We start from the raw sequence: 22375 nt of genomic DNA on the forward strand, positions 1-22375 counted from the left end.
GTGTTCCGAACTCGTCCCAAGAGCTCACCTCAGCCGCATCCCACCTGCCGGTATCGCTACTGTGGGCCTGCGGTTCGGGCCGGTGGCGGTTCGGGCCGGGGACCGGTGCGCGGGGGCCGAGGTGTCGTTCCGTGGCAGCGGGTGGGCGCGGAAGGGACCGCTAGTACATGACTCAGGGCTATCCGCCCCCGCCGCAGGACGGCGGGAAGCCGGGGTGGGGGACACCGCCGCCCACCCCGTTCGGGCCCAACCCGGGGTTCGGCAACACGTCGCCGTACGGGTTTCCCACCGCCTCGCCGCCGCCTTCCTTCGGCCCGCCCACCCGGCCCCCGGCGCCGCCGTTGCCGCCGCCCGACAACTACCTTGCCTGGGCCGTCCTGGCGACCGTCTTCTGCTGCTTCCTGGCCGGCATCCCCGCGCTGCTCGCGGCCACGTCGGTCAACGAGCGCTGGCTGCGCGGCGACCAGGCCGGCGCCAACGAGGCGTCGCTGCGGGCCCGCAACTGGACGATCGGCGCGGTGCTGCTCGGCGTCATCTTCTGGACCACATGGATGGTCGGCGTGTTCGTGCTGGGCTGGAAGGAAACCCTCGGCGACCTGTGAGCCCCCCGTCGCTCCGTGAGTCAGGATGGACGGCGTGACCGCACCCCGCGCCGCGGACGACCCCGCGCCCCCCGCCTGGACCGCCGTCGCCGCGCAGCCCGACCCCCGGCTGTCCCGCCGCCTGATTGCCCCCGTCGGATCGCTGCTGCTGGCGGGCGCCGCCACGGTGTACATCGGCACGGTCGACCCGAACCGGCCGGGCCACTATCCGACCTGTCCGTTCCTGTGGCTGACCGGCCGGTTCTGCCCCGGCTGCGGTGGTCTGCGGTGCGTCAACGCGCTCGCGCACGGCGACCTGCCGGCCGCCGTCGGCTTCAACGTCCTGGCCGTGGCGCTGGCCCCGCTGGTGATCACGATCTGGCTGCGCTGGGCGGTGCGTTCGGCCCGCGGGACGGTGCGCCGGACCGCCGCCGACCCCCGCCTGCTGCGCGCGCTGCTCGTGGTGATCGGGGTCTTCTGGGTGGTCCGGAACCTGCCGTTCGGTGCGGCCCTCGCGCCCTGACCTGCCCCGACCGGGGGCTCACAGGTCGCCGAGGGGCAGGCGCGGCGGCCCGTCCCGCACGGCGGACCTCGGGAACGCGGGGCCCGTGCGACGCCGTATGCTGCCCCCGTTGTCGCATCCGGCCGGGCGACCGGCAGGCGGGACGCTGGGGACTTCGGCGGGCCGATACCATCGAAGGGTCGGAACCTTCGGACCGCGAGGTTCGTTGGGGACGCCCGGCCCGGGACGACCGGGCCGACCACTCCAGTCCGTCGTCCGCGACGTGGGGCTGAGACGAGGGGAAGCAAAGCGTGAGCATGCTCGACGAGATCATCGACGGTGTTACTGCCGACCTCGCCGAGCGACAGGCCCGCGTATCCCTTGACGAAATCAAGGAGCTTGCGGCCGCCGCGCCCCCCGCCAAGGACGCGCTCGGCGCACTGCGCGCCGGCGGCGTCTCCGTCATCGCCGAGGTCAAGCGGTCCAGCCCGTCCAAGGGCGCACTCGCCGCGATCGCCGACCCCGCGGGCCTGGCCGCCGACTACGAGGCCGGCGGCGCCGCCGTCATCAGCGTCCTCACCGAGCAGCGCCGCTTCGGCGGCTCCCTCGACGACCTCGACGCCGTCCGCGCCCGGGTCGACATCCCGGTGCTGCGCAAGGACTTCATCGTCACCAGCTACCAGCTGTGGGAGGCCCGCGCGCACGGCGCCGACCTCGCCCTGCTGATCGTCGCCGCGCTCGACCAGAACGCGCTGGTGTCCCTCATCGAGCGCGCCAAGTCGATCGGGCTCACGCCCCTCGTCGAGGTGCACGACGAGGAGGAGACCGAGCGCGCGCTGGAGGCCGGCGCGCAGATCATCGGTGTCAACGCGCGCAACCTGAAGACCCTCGAGGTCGACCGGAACAACTTCTCCCGCGTCGCGCCGCTGATCCCCGACACCGTGGTGCGGATCGCCGAGTCCGGCGTCCGCGGCCCGCACGACCTGATCGCGTACGCCAACGCCGGCGCCGACGCGGTGCTGGTCGGCGAGTCGCTCGTCACCGGCCGCGACCCGCGCAGCAGCGTCGCCGACCTCGTCGCCGCGGGCGCGCACCCCGCGCTGCGCCACGGGCGGAGCTGAGCCGACCGTGAACTGCCGTGACCTGGTGGGGCGCTTCGCCCGGGGCGCCAAGCCCCGTGGCTGCCGCGCCCCCGCGCGCCGCGTGCTCGGGCGCCGGGTCCGGTTCGTCATCGGCTGCGAGCCCGGCCAGGTCCCGGGAAGGCGATGGCGTCACCGCTGACCCTTCGTCAGCCGTGACCATGCCGCCGTCCGCCGTGTCGGACGGTGGTTCCGCCACCTCTCCCAAGAGGATCACCCCATGTCTACCGAAGCTTTTTCGGCTGCCTCCGAGCAGCCGGACCCCTCCGGACACTTCGGCGTCTTCGGCGGGCGGTTCCTGCCCGAGGCGCTGATCGCCGCGCTCGACGAGCTCACCGCGGCGTACGAGAAGGCGAAGACGGACCCGGCGTTCCACGCCGAGTTCAACGCGCTGCTCAAGGACTACGCCGGCCGCCCGAGCATCATCACCGAGGTGCCGCGCTTCGCCGAGCACGCGGGCGGCGCCCGCGTCATCCTCAAGCGCGAGGACCTCAACCACACCGGCTCGCACAAGATCAACAACGTGCTCGGCCAGGCGCTGCTCACCAAGCGCATGGGCAAGACGCGCGTCATCGCCGAGACCGGCGCCGGCCAGCACGGCGTCGCGACCGCCACCGCGTGCGCGCTGCTCGGCCTCGAGTGCGTCGTCTACATGGGCGAGGTCGACACCCAGCGGCAGGCGCTGAACGTCGCCCGCATGCGCGTGCTCGGCGCCCAGGTCATTCCGGTCGCCATCGGCTCGCGCACCCTCAAGGACGCCATCAACGAGGCGCTCCGCGACTGGGTCACCAACGTCGACACCACGCACTACCTGCTCGGCACCGCGGCCGGCGCGCACCCGTTCCCCGCGATGGTCCGCGACTTCGTCCGCATCGTCGGCGTCGAGGCCCGCCGGCAGGTGCTCGACCTCACCGGCAAGCTGCCCGACGCCGTCGCGGCGTGCGTCGGCGGCGGGTCGAACGCTATCGGCATCTTCCACCCGTTCATCGGCGACCCCGGCGTCAAGCTGTACGGCTTCGAGGCCGGCGGCGACGGCGTCGAGACCGGCCGCCACGCGGCGTCCATCACCGGCGGCGCCGTCGGCGTGCTGCACGGCGCCCGCACCTACCTCCTGCAGGACGAGTACGGCCAGACCCTGGAGAGCCACTCCATCTCCGCGGGCCTGGACTACCCGGCCGTCGGCCCCGAGCACGCGTGGCTGCACGCCACCGGGCGCGCCGAGTACCGCCCCGTCAACGACGACGCGGCCATGGAGGCGTTCCGCCTGCTGTGCCGCACCGAGGGCATCATCCCGGCCATCGAGTCGGCGCACGCCCTCGCGGGCGCCATCGAGATCGGCAAGGAGCTCGGCCCGGACGCGACCATCCTGGTCAGCCTGTCCGGGCGCGGCGACAAGGACATGCACACCGCCGCGCGCTACTTCGACCTGTTCGACGCCGACGTCCGCGAGGAGGACCAGCAGTGAGCGAGCGAAGCGAGCTCATCAACAAGAGGGGTGCGTCGGGCGAATGCGGCGCCGAGCGCAGCGAGGTGCTGGCATGAGCCGTCTTTCGGAGGTCCTTGCGGCCGCCCGTGCCGAGAACCGTGCCGCGCTGATCGGCTACCTGCCGGCCGGCTACCCGAGCGTCGAAGGCTCGGCGGCCGCCGCCCGCGCCATGGTCGAGGGCGGGTGCGACGTCATCGAGATCGGCCTGCCCTACTCCGACCCGCAGATGGACGGGCCGGTCATCCAGCGCGCCGTCGAGCACGCGCTCGCGCACGGCACCAACACCCACCACGTCATCGCGAACGCCCGCGCGGTCGCCGAGACCGGTGCCGCCGCGCTGGTCATGACGTACTGGAACCCGATCGAGCGCTACGGCGTCGAGCGCTTCGCCGAAGAGCTCGCCGCGGCCGGCGGGGCCGGGGTCATCACCCCGGACCTCATCCCCGACGAGGCGGCCGACTGGATCGCGGCGACCGACAAGCACGGCCTCGACCGGGTGTTCCTGGTCGCGCCGTCGTCGACCGACGCGCGCATCAAGCTCACCGCGGACGCGGCCGGCGGGTTCGTGTACGCGGCGTCCACCATGGGCATCACCGGCACCCGCACGACCGTGGGCAACCGCGCCGCCGAGCTGGTCGCCCGCACCCGCGAGGCCACCGACCTGCCGATCTGCGTCGGCCTCGGGGTGTCCAACGGGGCGCAGGCCGCCGAGATCGCCGCCTTCGCGGACGGCGTCATCGTCGGCTCGGCGTTCGTGCGCGCGCTGCTCGACGCCCCCGACGAGCAGGCCGGCCTGGACGCGGTCCGCGCCCTCGCCGCCGAGCTCGCGCAGGGGGTCCGCGCGGGGCGCTGACTCCGACTGGAAATTTGGACATAGCGCCATAGATGGCAAGATGGCGGGCGGTCGTCGCATACCTGCGATGGCCGCCCGTCGCCGTTTGACCGCAACGAGTTACTCCGTACGAGGAACCTCGCGACCTCCAAAACGGTTAAACAAGGGCACCCGTCCGTCCGCCCCGGAGGTCACACGAATGAACGCGGCGATCGCCGCCCGCCCCGCCGGCGGCTCCACCGTCCGCAGAGCGCTGCCCTGGATCGGCCTCGTGGTCCGGCTCGGCCTGGCCGCCGTGTGGACCTTCGCCGGCTGGGAGAAGGCCACCAACCCCGCGCAGGCCGCACAGGCCGTGCGCGCGTTCGACGTCCTGCCGGAGAGCCTCGTCGAACCCGTCGGGTACGCGCTGCCCTACCTCGAGCTCGGCCTCGCCGCACTCCTGATCATCGGACTCGGCACCCGGATCGTCGCGGGCATCTCCGCGCTCCTCCTGCTGGTCTTCATCGCCGGCATCAGCCAGGCGTGGGCCCGCGGCCTCGCCATCGACTGCGGCTGCTTCGGCGGCGGCGGGCCGATCGCGCCCGACCAGACCAAGTACCTGCAGGAGATCCTGCGCGACATCGGCTTCCTCGCCATGGCGGGCTGGCTGCTGTTCTTCCCGCGCACCAGGTTCTCCGCCGACGCGTGGCTGGCCATAGAGGACGACGACACCCACTGATCTCCCGACCGACCGACAGACCGCTCGACCGATAGACGGTGAACACAGCTGATGAGCAAGAAGAACGACGACGCCAAGCGCTCCGCACGGGAACGCATGCAGGTCGAACGGGAACGCCAGCGCGCCGCGGACAAGCGCAAGCGGGCCCTGATCGTCGGCGGCTCGGTCGTCGCCGTGCTCGCCGTCGCGGCGACCATCGGCGTCATCGTCGGCACGAACAAGTCGAACAGCAGCAACACGAGCTGGTCCTCGGTCAGTGACAAGCCGCTCAAGCTGCCGACAGGCATGACGAGCACCGTCGTGCCCTACGGCAGCAACCCGAACGCGCCCGTCCTCACGGTCTACGAGGACTTCCGCTGCCCGATCTGCGACCAGGTCGAGGGCAAGCTCGGCGCCACCATGCAGCAGATGGCCGACGCGGGACAGATCCGGATCGACTACCACATCGCGTCGTTCCTGGACAAGAACCTCGGCGGCAACGGCTCCAAGTACGCCGCCAACGCCGCCGCGTGCGCCCAGGACGCCGGGAAGTTCAAGGCGTTCCACGACGTGCTCTACGCCAACCAGCCCGACGAGACCAACGACAAGTTCGGCAAGAACTCCTACCTGCTGGAGCTGGCGGGCAAGGTCGACGGCTTGCGCAGCCCCACCTTCGACGCGTGCGTCAACGACCTGACCTACGCCCCGTGGGTGAAGGCCTCCCAGGAGGACTTCAACAACGCCAAGGTCGCGGGCCAGAAGGTCACCGGCACCCCGACGATCGCCCTGAACGACCAGAAGGTGCAGTACGTCGCGAACAACCAGGTCATGAGCCCGGACGCCTTCAAGGCCCAGCTCGAGGGCATCATCGCCCAGACCCCGAAGTCCTGACGCAGCCCACCCTCCCCGCGGGGCGGTCGCGCCGGCACACCCGCCGCCGCGCCCGCCCCGCGGGCGGGTGGCCGCCCGCCGCTCGGCGGGCGCCGCGGGGGCGGGGTTCCGGACGACCGCCGTTCCCCGTCGGCGGCCGCGGCAGGGTACCGTCGTCCCTGCCATGGACCTCGCATACATCCCCAGCCCGTCCCGCGGTGTCGTGCACCTCGGGCCGCTGCCGCTGCGCGGCTACGCGCTCTGCATCATCCTCGGCGTCATCCTGGCCATCTGGCTGGGCGAGCGCCGGTGGGTCGCCCGGGGCGGCCGCCGTGGGACGGTCGGTGACATCGCCGTCTGGGCGGTGCCGTTCGGCCTGCTCGGCGGGCGCCTGTACCACGTCATCACGACGCCGGGGCCGTACTTCGGGTCCGACGGCGACCCGATCAAGGCGTTCGAGGTCTGGAAGGGCGGCCTGGGCATCTGGGGCGCGATCTTCCTCGGCGGCGTCGGGGCGTGGATCGCCTGCCGCAGGCGCGGGATCCCGCTGCCGGCCATGGCGGACGCGCTGGCGCCCGGCATCGTGCTCGCGCAGGCGGTCGGCCGCTGGGGCAACTGGTTCAACCAGGAGCTGTACGGCAAGGCCACCGACGTCCCCTGGGCGCTCAAGATCGACGCGGCCCACAGCCCGACGGGCGAGGCCGGGACGTTCCACCCGACCTTCCTGTACGAGTCGGTGTGGTGCGTCGGCGTCGCCGCGCTGGTGATCTGGGCGGACCGGCGCTTCAAGCTGGGCCACGGCCGCGCCTTCGCGCTCTACGTCGCCGCGTACACGGTCGGCCGGTTCTGGTTCGAGTACCTGCGCATCGACGAGGCCGAGCACGTCCTCGGCATGCGCCTGAACAACTGGACGTCGATCCTGGTCTTCGCCGGTGCCGTCGCCTACATCGTCGTCTCGGCGAAGAAGCGCCCCGGCCGCGAGGACCCCGCGACGCTCAAGGGCACCCGCCCGTACGACGACGAGGACGACGAGGGCGACGAGAACGGCGGGGACGTCGGCCGGCCCGCGGCCGAGGAGACGGACGAGCCGGTCGCCGCCGCCGAGGACCGCGACACCGAGGGCGGCGACGCCAAGGACGGCGGGTCCGAGGACGACGCCGGGGCCAAGGGCCCGACGGCCACCAGGGTCGCCGGCGTCGAGACCGCCTGACCGCCCCGACGCCCACCCTTCACGCAGATCCGCCGCGGCGGCCCGGAACATCCGGGCCGCCGCGCGTGTTCTGACCCCTTGGCCGACTGTCCGGCCGTCCGATTTACGTCTCTGCCAGGCCGCTGACCAGCGGGTTCGGCCAGCCTCACCTTGCTGGTGGGGCGGGTGCGCCGCGCGGTAGCGTCGTGGGGACGCGAGCACCCGAGGAGGACCCAGACGTGACCGAGACCGGCGGCATAGGCGGCACGGCGGCGTCCGGGACCCTCCGCGCGGAGGTCGAGGCGACACCCGACGGGACGGCTGCGGACGCGCTCGTGAAGGGCGCGCTCGTCGAGCCCCAGTCCGAGCCCCGGTCCGAGCCCGAGCCCGAGATCGACCACACCCACCGCGACATCGCGGGCGGATGGCTGCGCCCCGCCGTGTTCGGCGCCATGGACGGCCTGGTCTCGAACTTCGCGCTGATCGCGGGCGTGGCCGGCAGCGACGCCGCCGCCAAGACGATCGCGATCACGGGACTCGCCGGACTGGCGGGCGGCGCGTTCTCGATGGCGGCGGGGGAGTACACCTCGGTCGCCTCGCAGTCCGAGCTGGCCCGCGCCGAGGTCGAGATCGAGCGCCTGGAGCTGGTGCGCGCGCCGGAGGCCGAGCGCCGCGAGCTGGCCGAGCTGTACATCGCGCGCGGCCTGGACGAGGACCTGGCGCACCAGGTGGCGACGCAGCTGTCGCGCGACCCGGAGCTGGCGCTGGAGGTGCACGCCCGCGAGGAGCTCGGCGTGGACCCGCACGACCTGCCGTCGCCGTGGCTGGCCGCGGGCTCGTCGTTCGTGTTCTTCGCGCTGGGCGCGATCCTGCCGCTGCTGCCGTACCTGCTGGGCGCGACGGCGTTGTGGCCGGCGCTGGCGCTGACCGCGGCGGGCCTGTTCGGGGCCGGCGCGGTGGTGTCGCGGGTGACGGCGAAGCCGTGGTGGTTCGGCGGGCTGCGGCAGCTTCTGCTGGGCGGTGCCGCAGGCGGTCTGACGTACCTGCTGGGCATGGCGATCGGTCAGGGGATCGGCTAGCCGTTCCGGCGGGTCGGCGCGGCCGTCGGCCGCGTCGCGAACACCCTTGTCGCGTCGTTCACTTGGCGGGACCGTGTCGGTGCGTTTTTCGAAACTTTTCTGTCATCGGACACCTTCACCCTGAAAACGATCACCTTCGGTACCGCGGATCGACCGTTTCGGTAACAGGGTGGCCGGGAATGACCCAGGGGCGCGGCGGCGGAGATGGCTGCGGACTTGGGCATCGGCCCCGAGAATCACCCGCGATGTCCGAATGGCGAGACAACGGTGTCTTGTGTTTCGGATGCCACAACTGATCGTGTAACCTGCACGAAACCGCAGAGGGCCAACGTCGTCCCTGTTGCGCACCACACGCCACGACGACGACGGGAGCGCCCATGCCTCCTGCTGCATCCTCCACCCCTCGCCAGGGTCCGCTGTTCTCCGCGATCCCGGCCGCCCAGGGACTCTACGACCCGCGCAACGAGCACGACGCGTGCGGTGTCGGTTTCGTCGCCACGCTCACCGGCGAGCCCAGCCACGACATCGTCCAGCAGGCCCTCACCGTGCTCCGCAACATGGAGCACCGCGGCGCGACCGGCGCCGAACCGGACACCGGCGACGGCGCCGGCATCCTCACCCAGCTCCCGGACGAGTTCTTCCGCGCGGTCTCCGGCGTCGAGCTCCCCGCCGCCGGCGCCTACGCCGCGGGCATCGCGTTCCTCCCCGACGACGACGTCCACGCGGGCCGCGCCAAGTCCTCCATCGAGCGGATCGCCGCCGAGGAGGGCCTGAAGGTCCTCGGCTGGCGCGACGTGCCGACCACCCCCGAGCTGGTCGGCACCACCGCGCGCGCCACCATGCCGCGCTTCGCGCAGGTCTTCGTCGCGGACGCCACGGGCACCCGCGCCGGCCTCGAGCTGGACCGCCTCGCCTTCTGCCTCCGCAAGCGCGCCGAGCGCGAGGTCGAGGTCTACTTCGCCTCGCTGTCGTGCCGCACGATCATCTACAAGGGCATGCTGACCACCGGTCAGCTCGAGCCGTTCTTCCCGGACCTGTCGGACCGGCGCTTCGCGTCGGCGATCGGCCTGGTGCACTCGCGCTTCTCCACCAACACGTTCCCGGCGTGGCCGCTGGCCCACCCGTACCGGTTCATCGCCCACAACGGCGAGATCAACACCGTGATGGGCAACCGGAACTGGATGGCCGCGCGCGAGTCGATGATCGCGACGGACCTGATCCCCGGCGACCTGTCCCGGCTCTTCCCGATCTGCACGCCGGGCGCGTCGGACTCCGCGTCGTTCGACGAGGTGCTCGAGCTGCTGCATCTCGGCGGCCGCACCCTCCCGCACGCCGTCCTGATGATGATCCCGGAGGCGTGGGAGAACCACGCCACGATGGACCCGGCCCGTCGGGACTTCTACCGCTTCCACGGCACCGTCATGGAGCCGTGGGACGGCCCCGCGTGCGTCACCTTCACCGACGGCGAGCTGATCGGCGCGGTCCTCGACCGCAACGGCCTTCGCCCGTCGCGCTACTGGGTCACCGACGACGGCCTGGTCGTGCTGTCGTCCGAGGTCGGTGTGCTCGACATCGACCCGGCGAGGATCGTCCGCAAGGGCCGCCTGCAGCCGGGCCGCATGTTCCTGGTCGACACCACGTCGCACCGCATCGTCGAGGACGACGAGATCAAGTCCGGGCTGGCCGCCGAACACCCGTACGGCGACTGGCTGCACGCCGGCCTGATCAACCTCGAGGACCTGCCCGAGCGCGAGCACGTCGTGCACACGCACGCGTCCGTCACACGCCGCCAGCAGACCTTCGGCTACACCGAGGAAGAACTCCGCGTCATCCTCGCGCCGATGGCCCGCGCCGGCGGCGAGCCGCTCGGCTCGATGGGCACCGACAGCCCGATCGCCGCGCTGTCCGAGAAGCCGCGCCTGCTGTTCGACTACTTCGTGCAGCTGTTCGCGCAGGTCACCAACCCGCCGCTGGACGCCATCCGCGAGGAACTGGTCACCTCCCTCGGCTCGTTCGTCGGCCCCGAGGCCAACCTCCTCGACCCGACGCCGGCCGCGTGCCGCAACGTCGTGCTGCCGTTCCCGGTCATCGACAACGACGAGCTCGCCAAGCTCATCCACATCAACGCCGACGGCGACATGCCCGGCCTCAAGGCCGCCACGATCTCCGGCCTGTACCCGGTCGACGGCGGCGGCGACGCGCTGCGCAAGCGCATCGAGGAGATCCGCACCGAGGCGACCACCGCCATCGCGAACGGCGCGCGCATCATCGTGCTGTCCGACCGGCACTCGGACGCCGAGCACGCGCCGATCCCCTCGCTGCTGCTCACCAGCGCCGTGCACCACCACCTGATCCGCACCAAGACCCGCACCCAGGTCGGCCTCATCGTCGAGGCCGGCGACGTGCGCGAGGTCCACCACGTCGCCCTGCTCATCGGCTACGGCGCCGCGGCGGTCAACCCGTACCTGGCCATGGAGTCGGTCGAGGACCTGGTGCGCGAGGGCGTGTTCCTCCAGGACATCGCCCCCGAGAAGGCCATCCGGAACCTCATCAAGGCGCTCGGCAAGGGCGTCCTGAAGGTCATGTCGAAGATGGGCATCTCCACGGTGTCCTCGTACCGGGGCGCGCAGGTCTTCGAGGCGATCGGCCTCGCGGACGGCGTCGTCGCCGAGTACTTCTCCGGCACCACCAGCAAGCTCGGCGGCGTCGACCTCGACGTGATCGCCCAGGAGGTCGGGCAGCGGCACGCCAAGGCGTACCCGCCCAGCGGCATCGCGCCGTCGCACCGCCGCCTCGAGATCGGCGGCGAGTACCAGTGGCGCCGCGAGGGCGAGCCGCACCTGTTCGACCCGGAGACGGTCTTCCGCCTCCAGCACTCCACCCGCACCCGCCGCTACGACATCTTCAAGAAGTACACGCAGCGGGTCGACGAGCAGTCCGAGCGCCTGATGACGCTGCGCGGCCTGTTCCGGTTCAAGGACGGTACCCGCGAGCCGATCTCGATCGACGAGGTCGAGCCCGTCAGCGAGATCGTCAAGCGGTTCTCCACCGGCGCGATGTCCTACGGCTCCATCTCGATGGAGGCGCACCAGACCCTCGCGATCGCGATGAACCGCCTCGGCGGCAAGTCCAACACCGGTGAGGGCGGCGAGGACCCGGAGCGCCTGTACGACCCCGAGCGCCGCTCGGCGATCAAGCAGGTCGCGTCCGGCCGGTTCGGCGTCACCTCCGAGTACCTCGTCAACGCCGACGACATCCAGATCAAGATGGCGCAGGGCGCCAAGCCCGGCGAGGGCGGCCAGCTGCCCGGCCACAAGGTCTACCCGTGGGTCGCGAAGACGCGGCACTCGACGCCCGGCGTCGGCCTCATCTCGCCGCCGCCGCACCACGACATCTACTCGATCGAAGACCTCGCGCAGCTCATCCACGACCTGAAGAACGCCAACCCGCAGGCGCGCGTCCACGTGAAGCTCGTCGCGGAGGTCGGCGTCGGCACGGTCGCGGCGGGCGTCAGCAAGGCGCACGCGGACGTCGTGCTCATCTCGGGCCACGACGGCGGCACCGGCGCCTCCCCGCTGACCTCGCTCAAGCACGCGGGCGGACCGTGGGAGCTCGGCCTCGCCGAGACCCAGCAGACGCTGCTGCTCAACGGCCTGCGCGACCGCATCGTCGTGCAGACCGACGGCCAGCTGAAGACCGGCCGCGACGTCGTCATCGCGGCGCTGCTCGGCGCCGAGGAGTACGGCTTCGCGACCGCCCCGCTGGTGGTCTCGGGCTGCATCATGATGCGCGTCTGCCACCTGGACACCTGCCCGGTCGGCGTCGCCACGCAGAACCCCGAACTGCGCTCGCGGTTCTCCGGCAAGGCCGAGTTCGTCGTCAACTTCTTCGAGTTCATCGCCGAAGAGGTCCGCGAACACTTGGCCGCGCTCGGCTTCCGCACCCTCGAAGAGGCCGTCGGCCACGCCGAACTCCTCGACACCACCGCGGCCGTCGAGCACTGGAAGGCGGCCGGCCTGGACCTGGCGCCGCTGTTCCACGTGCCCGCGCTGCCCGAGGGCGCCGCGCTCACCTGCACCACGGCCCAGGACCACGGCCTGGCCAAGGCGCTCGACAACCAGCTCATCGAGCTGGCCGCCGACGCGCTGGACAACGGCGAGCCGGTCCGCATCCAGCTGCCCGTGCAGAACATCAACCGCACGGTCGGCACGATGCTCGGCCACGAGGTCACCAAGCGGTACCGCGGCGCGGGTCTGCCGGACGACACGATCGACATCACCCTCACCGGCTCGGCGGGCCAGTCGTTCGGCGCCTTCGTGCCGCGCGGCATCACGCTGCGCCTCGAGGGCGACGGCAACGACTACGTCGGCAAGGGCCTGTCCGGCGGGCGCGTCATCGTCCGCCCGGCGCGCACCGCGACGTTCGCCGCCGAGGACAACGTCATCGCCGGCAACACCATCGCCTACGGCGCGACCGGCGGCGAGATCCTCATCCGCGGCCGGGTCGGCGAGCGCTTCTGCGTCCGCAACTCCGGTGCCACGGTGGTCTCGGAGGGCGTGGGCGACCACGGCTGCGAGTACATGACCGGCGGCCTCGCGGTCGTCCTCGGCTCGACCGGGCGCAACTTCGCGGCCGGTATGTCCGGCGGCGTCGCGTACCTGCTCGACCCGAACGCCGACAACGTCAACACCGAGCTCGCCGACCTGGAAGAGCTCGACGACGCCGACCGGCAGCAGCTGCACGACGTTGTGCGGCGGCACTTCGAGGAGACGGGCTCCGCGGTCGCGGAGGCGCTCCTCGCGGACTGGGACACCGCGTCCCGGCGCTTCGGCAAGATCATGCCGAGGGACTACAAGGCAGTGCTCGCCGCCAAGGACGCCGCCGAGCAGGCCGGACTCTCCGAGTCCGAGACCGTCCAGAAGATGATGGAGGCGGCACATGGCTGACCCGAAGGGCTTCCTCACCACCCCCCAGCAGCTGGGCACCCGACGCCCCGTCGACGTGCGCCTGCGTGACTGGAAGGAGGTGTACGAGGAGCGCACCCTGCTCCCCATCATCACCAAGCAGGCCGGCCGCTGCATGGACTGCGGCATCCCGTTCTGCCACAACGGCTGTCCGCTGGGGAACCTCATCCCCGAGTGGAACGACCTGACCTGGCGCGAGGACTGGGAAGGTGCCGCCGAGCGGCTGCACGCGACCAACAACTTCCCGGAGTTCACCGGGCGGCTGTGCCCCGCGCCGTGCGAGGCCGCGTGCGTCCTGGGCATCAACCAGCCCGCGGTCACCATCAAGAACGTCGAGGTGTCGATCATCGACCGGGCGTGGGACGACGGCAACGTCGCCCCGCAGCCGCCCGAGCGGCTGTCCGGCAAGACCGTCGCGGTCATCGGCTCGGGCCCGGCGGGCCTGGCCGTCGCGCAGCAGCTGACCCGCGCCGGCCACACCGTGGCGGTGTACGAGCGCGCCGACCGCATCGGCGGCCTGCTGCGCTACGGCATCCCCGAGTTCAAGATGGAGAAGCGCCACATCAACCGCCGCATCGAGCAGATGCGCGCGGAGGGCACCAAGTTCTACACCGGTATGCAGATCGGTACCGACGTCGACGGCGCGAAGCTGCGCCGCCGCTACGACGCGGTCGTGGTCGCGGCCGGCGCCACCGCGTGGCGCGAACTGCCGGTGCAGGGGCGCGAGCTGGGCGGCATCCACCAGGCGATGGAGTACCTGCCGTACGCCAACAAGGTGCAGGAGGGCGACCTGGTCGCCTCGCCCATCGACGTGGCCGGCAAGCACGTGGTCATCATCGGCGGCGGCGACACCGGCGCGGACTGCCTGGGCACCGCCCACCGGCAGGGCGCGGCGTCGGTGACGCAGCTGGAGATCATGCCGCGGCCGCCGGAGGAGCGCCCCGACGCGCAGCCGTGGCCGACGTACCCGATGACCTACCGGGTCGCGAGCGCCCACGAGGAGGGCGGCGAGCGCGTCTACGCCGTCAGCACGAAGGAGTTCGTGGCGGGCGAGGACGGCCGCGTCAAGGCGCTGCGCCTCGTCGAGGTCGAGTTCGTCGACGGCAAGCTCACCGAACTCCCGGGCTCCGAGCGGGAGATCCCGGCGGACTTCGTCTTCCTGGCGATGGGCTTCATCGGCACCGACCGGGCCAACGGGCTCATCGAGCAGCTGGGCGTCGAGCTGGACGAGCGCGGCAACATCGCCCGCGACGGCCGGTTCGCGACCACCGTCGACGGCGTGTTCGTGGCCGGCGACGCGGGCCGCGGGCAGTCGCTCATCGTGTGGGCGATCGCCGAGGGCCGCTCGTGCGCGGCCGAGGTCGACCAGTGGCTGACCGGCAGCACCAACCTGCCGCGCCCGATCAAGCCCACCGACCGGCAGCTGCTGGTCTGACGCACGACCGGCGCGCGCCGGGCGGACCCTCATCCGCCCGGCACGCGCCGCCGCACCACCGCCGGCCGCAATGCCGGCCCCATACGCAGAACCAATCAGGGCCCCCGCGTCGTTATTGACGGCACGGGGGCCTTGTGCATGAGAATTTCCCCCGCCGTTCAACAAAATGTTGACCGGCATTTAGCGGCAAACCGGACACCGCCCACTCGTTACTTTCCGGTAGGAACTAGGGTTGACCCATGCGTCGAGCGAAGATTGTCTGCACCCTGGGCCCAGCCACCAACAGCTACGAGCAGATCCGCACGCTCGTGGACGCAGGCATGGACGTAGCCCGCTTCAACCTCAGCCACGGCACCTACGCCGACCATGAGGAGCGCTACCACCGGGTGCGCAAGGCCTCCGACGAGTCCGGCCGCAGCGTCGGCATCCTGATGGACCTGCAGGGCCCGAAGATCCGCCTCGGCAACTTCGCCGAGGGCCCCGTGCTGCTCGAGCGCGGCGACGAGTTCACCATCACCACCGACGAGGTCCCGGGCGACCGCCACGAGGTCTCCACGACCTACAAGGGCCTCCCCGGCGACGTCGGCAAGGGCGAGCGCATCCTGGTCGACGACGGCCGCGTCACGCTCGAGGTGACCGACGTGGAGGGCCCGCGGGTCCACACGATGGTCATCGAGGGCGGCATGGTCTCCGACCACAAGGGCCTCAACCTGCCGGGCGTCGCGGTCAGCGTCCCGGCGCTGTCCGAGAAGGACATCGAGGACCTGCGCTGGGCGCTGCGGATGCGCTGCGACATGGTCGCGCTGTCCTTCGTGCGCAACGCTAAGGACGTCGAGGACGTCCACCGCGTCATGGACGAGGTCGGCTACCGCGTCCCGGTCATCGCCAAGATCGAGAAGCCGCAGGCGGTCGCCAACCTCGAGGAGATCGTCGAGGCGTTCGACGCGGTCATGGTCGCCCGCGGCGACCTCGGTGTCGAGATGCCGCTCGAGCAGGTGCCGATCGTCCAGAAGCGCTGCATCACGCTGGCCCGCGCGAACGCCAAGCCGGTCATCGTCGCGACGCAGATGCTGGACTCGATGATCAACGCGTCCCGGCCGACCCGCGCCGAGGCGTCCGACGTCGCCAACGCGGTGCTCGACGGCACCGACGCGGTGATGCTGTCCGGCGAGACCTCGGTCGGCAAGTACCCGATCGAGACGGTCAAGACGATGGCGCGCATCATCTGCGCCGCCGAGGAGTCCTCGGCGCTGCAGGAGGAGCTGCGCTCGCTGCCCGACCCGCGCACGCAGGGCGGCGTCATCGCGTCGGCGGCCGCCGAGATCGGCGAACGGCTGGGCGCCAAGTACCTGGTGGCGTTCACGCAGAGCGGCGACACCGCGCGCCGGCTGTCCCGCTACCGCCCGATGATCCCGACGCTGGCCTTCACCCCCGAGCAGTCGGTGCGCAGCCAGCTGTCGCTGACGTGGGGCGTGGAGACCTTCCTCGGCGAGCTGTGCGAGCACACCGACGAGATGGTGCGCCAGGTGGACGCGTCGCTGCTCAACATCGGCCGGTGCAAGCCGGGCGACGTGGTGATCATCACGGCGGGCTCGCCGCCGGGTGTGCCCGGGTCGACGAACATGATCCGCGTGCACCACATAGGAGAAATGCTCACCAAGTAAGGCGCGGTGCCGTGACTTGGTGCAGGACGACGGCCGGAGGGGCCGGGGCCACGTGTCCCGGCCCCTCCGCCCGTTCCGGGGCCGCATCACCCGGACGGCGGTACGGGGCGGTGGCCTGCGGAAACGCCGACGGCCCGCGCCGTGGCGCGGGCCGTCGGGAGTGTCGCTGCGGTGCCGGAAGCGGGATTCGAACCCGCACGCCCTTGCGGGCAGAGGTGTTTGAGACCTCCGTGTCTGCCGTTCCACCATTCCGGCGCGGCCTCGGGAGGCACCCTCGGGGGTGTCCGTCGGCCGGTCGCGCGGGTCGCCCTGCGCGAGGCTCACCATACCGCCTCTGGGTACCCTTCTGCCTGCAGGTATCGCCCGACCTAGGAGTGCTGTGACGTCACCCGCCAACACGCCCGCCGACGCGTCCGAGGCCTCGGTCATCCGTGTGGTGATCGCGGAGGACGAGGCGCTGATCCGCCTCGACCTCAAGGAGATGCTGGAGGAGGAGGGCTACCGTGTCGTCGGTGAGGCCGGCGACGGGGCGGCTGCGGTGCGGCTGGTCGAGGAGCACCGTCCGGACCTGGTGATCCTGGACGTCAAGATGCCGATCCTGGACGGTATTTCGGCCGCTGAGCAGATTGCCGGCGCGCGGCTCGCGCCGGTGCTGATGCTGACCGCGTTCTCGCAGCGGGAACTCGTCGAACGGGCCCGGGACGCGGGCGCGATGGCCTATCTCGTGAAGCCTTTCACGAAGGGTGACCTCGTTCCGGCAATCGAGATGGCGGTTTCGAGGTTTACCGAACTCGCGGCCCTGGAACGCGAGGTCGTGGACCTGACGCAGCGTCTGGAAACCCGGAAGCTGGTCGATCGGGCCAAGTCGGTGCTCCAGGAGCGGTACGGGCTGTCCGAACCCGAGGCCTTCCGCTGGATCCAGAAGACGTCGATGGACCGCCGGCTGTCGATGCGCGCCGTGGCCGAGGTCGTCGTCTCCGGGGGCGAAGTGGGAGAGTAGGCCCCGTTTTTCGCGCGTAGACCCCCAATCGCCCGCCCCAATCTGTCCGGATTGGGGCGGGTTTTTCGTGTTTAGCAGACTCGCGGGAAGTTTGCTGGCGATCTGAGGTTCTCCTGAGGTTCCGGTTTCCCTCCCATGACGTTTGATTACGGGCGCATCACATCTCATCCCCTGGACTCCCGCGCCCTCGGTTCCGACAGCTACATTTCGGCGCACCGCGCGAAGAAGTCGCGGTCGCTGGAGATATTCCGGTTCATCGGTTCACGTCAGACACTCAAGGGGTTGGGCTGTGCTGAAGCGAAGCATGATCAAAATCGCGCTGCCCGTGGTGGCATCGGCACTAGTGCTGAGCGCTTGCGGTAGCGACGACAAGAAGGACGACAGCAAGGGCAGCAGCTCCGCGCCCGGTGGTGGCGGCGGCGACAAGCCGACCTACACGATCGGCTTCCAGGCCGGCCTCTCCGGTGAGAACTCGGCTCTCGGCCTCAACGAGAAGAAGGGCGCCGAGCTGGCGGTCGAGCAGGCCAACGCCAGCGGCGCCCTGCCGTTCACGCTGAAGTTCACGACCTCGGACGACGAGGCGTCGGAGACCAAGTCGGTCGCCGCGGCCCAGAAGCTGATCGACGACAAGAACGTCGTCGTCGTGGTCGGCCCCGCGTTCTCCGGCCCGACGCAGGCCGCGTCGCCGAACTACGCCAAGGCCAAGCTTGCGACGCTCAGCCCGTCCGCGACCCGGGTGAGCCTGACGGACCCGAAGAACAACTTCACCGCCTTCCTTCGCGGCACGCCGAACGACAGCGCGCAGGGCGGCGGCATGGCGATGTACTTCAGCCAGAAGCTGCACCTCAAGAACGTCATGATCGTCAACGACAAGACCCCCTACGGTGAGGGTCTCGCGGCGGTCGCCAAGGACGGTCTGACCAAGGCCGGCGTCCAGGTCCAGAGCGAGTCGGCGCCGCAGAAGACGCCGGACTACACGTCGCTCGCGACCAAGGTCAAGAACTCCGGCGCCGACGGCCTCATCTACGCGGGCTACTACGACGACGCCGCGCCGTTCGCCAAGAAGCTCAAGGAAGCCGGCGTCACGATCCCGATGATCTCGGGTGACGGCACCAAGGACGACAAGTTCGTCGACAACGCCAAGGACGCCGCCGAGAACTGGCTGCTGACCTGCCCGTGCATGGACGCGAGCAAGGAAGCCAAGACCGCCAAGTTCGTGACGGACTACAAGGCCAAGTACAAGGAGGACCCGGGCGCCTACTCGGCCGAGTCCTACGACCTGGCGAACTTCGCGATCGAGCAGATGAAGACCTTCTCGGACCCGAAGTCCATCACCCGCGAGGCGCTGCTCGGCAAGCTGAAGGCGGCCACCTACACCGGTCTGACCAAGACCTTCAAGTTCGACCAGAACGGTGAGTACGTGGGCGAGGACATCTTCCTGTACACCGTCAAGGGCGGGAAGATCGAGTACACCGGCAACATCAAGGAGCTCTCCAAGAGCTGACGCTCGGACTCGCCGGACGTGAGACACCAAGCGGCCCGGGTTCTTCCCGAGGGTGGGGGAGGGCCCGGGCCGTTCCTGTCCTGATCCGGATCGCGACGACGTAAGTCCGAGTCCTTCTCCCGTACCGCACCGTCCATGTACGGTCGGGCCGTTCGCCGCCCACAAGGCGCCCGCGAACGCCCGCCGGAAGCTCCCGCTGAGGAAACTCGCGTATGACTGTCCAGGAATTCTGGGACTACCTGATCCCAGGTATTGCGCTCGGCGCCCTGTACGCCGTCATCGCCATCGGCTACACGATGGTGTACGGCGTGCTCCAACTGATCAACTTCGCGCACAGCGAGGTGTTCATGGTCGGCGGTTTCGCCGTCCTGATGGTGTTCACCAAGATCGATTTCAACGACCCGTCGGTCGGCATGTCGGTCCTGCTTGTGCTGCTCGGCTTCGCCACCGCCGGATTCGCCGGCGCGGGTACCGCGTTCGCCCTGGAAAAGGTCGCGTACAGACCGCTCAGAAAACGTAACGCACCCCGACTCGCGTTCCTCATCAGCGCGATCGGCGCGTCGTTCCTGCTGTCGAACCTCGCGGGCAAGCTGTTCGGCCGCAACAACCACAGCCTCACCATCCCGTTCGAGAACAAAAAAGTGTTCACCGTGATGAACGCGCAGGTGACGGTGCTTCAGGTGCTGATCGTCTGCTCCGCGGTGATCATGATGATCGGCCTCGACCTGCTGGTGAACCGCACCAAGATGGGCGCCGGCATCCGCGCCGTCGCGCAGGACGCCGAGACCGCGGGTCTCATGGGCGTCGACATCGACAAGGTCATCTCGCGGACCTTCATCGTCGGCGGACTCCTCGGCGGCATCGCCGGGTTCCTGTTCGCGATGAACTCGTCGGTCGGCTACACGATGGGCTTCTTCCCGGGCATCACCGCCTTCGCCGCGGCCGTCGTCGGCGGCATCGGCAACGTGCGCGGCGCCATGCTCGGCGGTCTGCTGCTCGGCCTCGTGGAGAGCTTCTCGTCGCCGCTGTTCGGCGAGGAGTGGCGCTATGTCTCGGCGTTCGTCGTCCTGATCCTGGTGCTGATGTTCCGCCCGACCGGCATCCTCGGGGAACGTCTGGGGAGGACCGCATGAGCACGATCACCCGCCCCGAAGCGGACGAGCGCGACATGGTCGTCATGGACCTCGCCAAGCTCCGCCGCGTCCCGTGGTACCGGCAGCCGCGCTGGACCCGGCTGTTCGGCATGGTGCTGGCCGCCGCGCTGCTCGCCCTGGCGACCGGCCCCAACGCGAGCACCGACGACATCTTCTTCTCGGTCAACGAGTCGATGACCGACGGTGTCCGCCTCCCGGTCTGCATCGCCCTCATGGTGGCCTTCTGGGCCTTCTTCGAGTTCGTGCCCAAGGCCCCGGTGGAACGCGCGAAGGCCACCGCCAGGGCGAACACCGTTGACATGCCCGCCTGGCAGAACACCAAGAAGGCGTTCGACAAGACCCCGGTCAAGCTCGGCGCCCTCGCCGTCGTCGTGGTGGTCCTCGCGGTCCTGCCGCTGTTCATCTCGACCCGCTGGAACCAGGTCCTCGTCGGCAACGTCGCGGTCTACGTCCTGCTGGCGATCGGCCTCAACGTCGTGGTCGGCTGGGCCGGCCTGCTGGACCTCGGCTTCATCGCGTTCTTCGCGATCGGCGCGTACTCGACGGCGTTCTGGACGGGTTCGCTGCCCACCAAGCCGCCGGTCGAGCTCAACCCGTTCCTGGCCATGCCGATCGCGGTGGTGACCTGCCTCATCGCGGGCGTGCTGCTCGGCGCCCCGACGCTGCGGCTGCGCGGCGACTACCTGGCGATCGTGACGCTCGGCTTCCACGAGATCGTCTACCTGATCGCCAACAACGCCAACGGCTTCAGCGGCGGTTCGGGCGGCGCGACGAACATCCCGCACCCGAGCGTCCACCTCGGCTTCCTCGACTACGAGTGGGAGCTCGACCCCAAGCCGTACTGGTGGCTGATCATGGGCATGGCGGCGGTCGTCGTGTTCCTGTTCATCCGCCTCGAGCACTCGCGGGTCGGCCGGGCCTGGACCGCCATCCGCGAGGACGAGATCGCGGCGGCCGCCAACGGCGTCAACACCGTCAAGTACAAGCTGATGGCGTTCGCGATCGGCGCGTCGACGTCCGGCCTGGCCGGCGGGGTCTACGCCTCCAAGACCGGCTTCATCTCGCCGGAGAGCTTCAAGCTGATGTTCTCCGTGCTGGTGCTCGCCTACGTCATCTTCGGCGGCATGGGCTCCATCTGGGGCGTCATGGTCGGCACCGCGCTCCTCGCGTGGCTGCCCGAGTACCTGAAGGACTGGGTCGACGAGAACGACCGCATCACCTACCTCGGCGCGCTGCTCGTCATCATGATGATCTACCGCCCGCAGGGCCTCATCCCTTCCCGTCGGCGCAAGCGTGAGCTGACACTGGCCAAGGAAGGCATCGGGGACGCCGACGCCATGACCGAACCGGCCGGCGGGAGGATCGCGTGAGCACCACGTCCATGACCAAGGAGACGACGCCGCAGACCACCGACGCGGTCGTCACAGCGCGGGGGTTGACCCTGCGCTTCGGCGGCCTGGTGTGTCTCAACGACGTCGACCTCACCCTCAACCGGGGCGAGATCCTCGCGGTCATCGGCCCCAACGGGGCCGGCAAGACCTCGCTGTTCAACTCGCTGACCGGCGTGTACGTGCCGCAGGAGGGCCGCATCACGCTGTCCGCCGACGGCGGCGAGCAGAACCTGCTCGGCCGCAAGCCGCACGTCGTCAACCGGCTCGGCGTCGCCCGCACGTTCCAGAACATCCGCCTGTTCGGCGCGCTCACCGCGCTCGAGAACGTGAAGATCGCCGCCGAGACCCGGCAGAAGTCCGGCCCGGTCGGCATCATGCTCGGCATGCCGTGGGCGCGCCGCAACGAGCGCGCCAGCGACCGCCGCTCGCACGAGCTGCTCGACTTCGTCGGCATGGCCGACAAGCTCAACGAGCTTGCCGCGTCGCTCAGTTACGGCGACCAGCGACGCCTGGAGATCGCCCGCGCGCTCGCGACCGACCCCCAGGTGCTGCTCCTCGACGAGCCGGCGGCCGGCACCAACCCGACCGAGAAGCTCGAACTCGCCGAGCTGATCAAGCACATCAACCGCGAACTCGGCATCAGCGTGCTGCTGATCGAACACGACATGCGCCTGGTCATGTCCGTGGCCGACCGCGTGACCGTGCTCAACTTCGGAAAGGTGATCGCCTCCGGCACGCCTGCCGAGGTCCAGCACAACCCCGCGGTGGTCGAGGCGTACCTGGGAGCCTCCGACGAGGAAGCCGTTCCGGGCGAGGAGGACAAGTGAGCACGATCGAGACGCCCGAGGTGAACGGGCTGACGCAGCCGGCGGCCGCGAAGCCGCCGGT

The 22375-nt window shown here is 70.4% G+C and carries 18 protein-coding genes and 1 tRNA gene; 18 read left to right on the forward strand and 1 reads right to left on the reverse strand.

Translation table 11 applies throughout. The annotated features are described in order from the left end of the window. The first annotated feature begins 167 nt into the window (after positions 1-167). From QI554_RS08770 to pyk, 13 genes are all read left to right on the forward strand, one after another. Complete coding sequence (locus QI554_RS08770) at positions 168-602, forward strand: CD225/dispanin family protein (protein WP_281467723.1); 435 nt, start codon at positions 168-170, stop codon at positions 600-602. Between the two features lie 34 nt (positions 603-636). Beyond that, complete coding sequence (locus QI554_RS08775; RefSeq protein ID WP_343230770.1) at positions 637-1104, forward strand: DUF2752 domain-containing protein; 468 nt, start codon at positions 637-639, stop codon at positions 1102-1104. A gap of 290 nt (positions 1105-1394) precedes the next feature. Continuing rightward, on the forward strand, positions 1395-2204 hold the full coding sequence (gene trpC / locus QI554_RS08780) for an indole-3-glycerol phosphate synthase TrpC (protein ID WP_281467725.1): 810 nt from the start codon (positions 1395-1397) through the stop codon (positions 2202-2204). 82 nt (positions 2205-2286) lie between these two features. Then, positions 2287-2364, forward strand: a complete 78-nt coding sequence (locus QI554_RS43540; protein ID WP_425527944.1) for a hypothetical protein — start codon at positions 2287-2289, stop codon at positions 2362-2364. Positions 2365-2442: 78 nt separating this feature from the next. Continuing rightward, complete coding sequence (trpB, locus tag QI554_RS08785; RefSeq protein ID WP_281467727.1) at positions 2443-3687, forward strand: tryptophan synthase subunit beta; 1245 nt, start codon at positions 2443-2445, stop codon at positions 3685-3687. Between the two features lie 73 nt (positions 3688-3760). Next, positions 3761-4561: a tryptophan synthase subunit alpha gene (gene trpA / locus QI554_RS08790; RefSeq protein WP_281467729.1), complete on the forward strand. Its 801-nt coding sequence runs from the start codon at positions 3761-3763 to the stop codon at positions 4559-4561. Between the two features lie 178 nt (positions 4562-4739). After that, entirely contained in the window at positions 4740-5258 is a 519-nt protein-coding gene (locus QI554_RS08795; protein WP_281467731.1) for a MauE/DoxX family redox-associated membrane protein, read from the forward strand. 51 nt (positions 5259-5309) lie between these two features. After that, complete coding sequence (locus QI554_RS08800; protein ID WP_281467733.1) at positions 5310-6128, forward strand: DsbA family protein; 819 nt, start codon at positions 5310-5312, stop codon at positions 6126-6128. A 163-nt stretch (positions 6129-6291) separates the two neighbouring features. Then, positions 6292-7317, forward strand: coding sequence for a prolipoprotein diacylglyceryl transferase (gene lgt, locus QI554_RS08805; protein WP_281467735.1), 1026 nt, complete (start codon positions 6292-6294; stop codon positions 7315-7317). Positions 7318-7631: 314 nt separating this feature from the next. Continuing rightward, positions 7632-8375, forward strand: coding sequence for a VIT1/CCC1 transporter family protein (locus QI554_RS08810; protein ID WP_425527945.1), 744 nt, complete (start codon positions 7632-7634; stop codon positions 8373-8375). A 377-nt stretch (positions 8376-8752) separates the two neighbouring features. Continuing rightward, complete coding sequence (gene gltB / locus QI554_RS08815; protein ID WP_281467737.1) at positions 8753-13321, forward strand: glutamate synthase large subunit; 4569 nt, start codon at positions 8753-8755, stop codon at positions 13319-13321. After that, complete coding sequence (locus QI554_RS08820) at positions 13314-14774, forward strand: glutamate synthase subunit beta (RefSeq protein WP_281467739.1); 1461 nt, start codon at positions 13314-13316, stop codon at positions 14772-14774. The genes gltB and QI554_RS08820 overlap by 8 nt, the downstream gene beginning before the upstream one ends. A gap of 239 nt (positions 14775-15013) precedes the next feature. After that, positions 15014-16438: a pyruvate kinase gene (pyk, locus tag QI554_RS08825; RefSeq protein WP_281467741.1), complete on the forward strand. Its 1425-nt coding sequence runs from the start codon at positions 15014-15016 to the stop codon at positions 16436-16438. 172 nt (positions 16439-16610) lie between these two features. Here the strand turns inward: pyk and QI554_RS08830 are convergent. Continuing rightward, positions 16611-16693 (reverse strand) — tRNA-Leu (locus tag QI554_RS08830). Positions 16694-16817: 124 nt separating this feature from the next. Here QI554_RS08830 and QI554_RS08835 point away from each other — a divergent pair. The 5 genes from QI554_RS08835 to QI554_RS08855 all read left to right on the forward strand — a co-directional run bounded on the left by QI554_RS08835 (position 16818) and on the right by QI554_RS08855 (position 22314). Then, a complete protein-coding gene (locus tag QI554_RS08835) occupies positions 16818-17438 on the forward strand; it encodes an ANTAR domain-containing response regulator (protein ID WP_281467744.1) in 621 nt (206 codons plus the stop codon). Between the two features lie 289 nt (positions 17439-17727). Further along, on the forward strand, positions 17728-18942 hold the full coding sequence (locus tag QI554_RS08840) for a branched-chain amino acid ABC transporter substrate-binding protein (protein WP_281467746.1): 1215 nt from the start codon (positions 17728-17730) through the stop codon (positions 18940-18942). Positions 18943-19154: 212 nt separating this feature from the next. Further along, positions 19155-20075, forward strand: coding sequence for a branched-chain amino acid ABC transporter permease (locus tag QI554_RS08845; protein WP_281467748.1), 921 nt, complete (start codon positions 19155-19157; stop codon positions 20073-20075). After that, entirely contained in the window at positions 20072-21466 is a 1395-nt protein-coding gene (locus tag QI554_RS08850) for a branched-chain amino acid ABC transporter permease (RefSeq protein ID WP_281467750.1), read from the forward strand. Before QI554_RS08845 ends, QI554_RS08850 begins: the two co-directional genes overlap by 4 nt. Continuing rightward, positions 21463-22314 (forward strand): ABC transporter ATP-binding protein, encoded by an 852-nt coding sequence (locus QI554_RS08855; RefSeq protein WP_425527939.1) that lies wholly within the window; start codon positions 21463-21465, stop codon positions 22312-22314. The genes QI554_RS08850 and QI554_RS08855 overlap by 4 nt, the downstream gene beginning before the upstream one ends. The last annotated feature ends 61 nt before the right edge of the window (positions 22315-22375 follow it).

The organism is Yinghuangia seranimata, from assembly GCF_029953285.1.
Classification (GTDB): domain Bacteria; phylum Actinomycetota; class Actinomycetes; order Streptomycetales; family Streptomycetaceae; genus Yinghuangia; species Yinghuangia seranimata.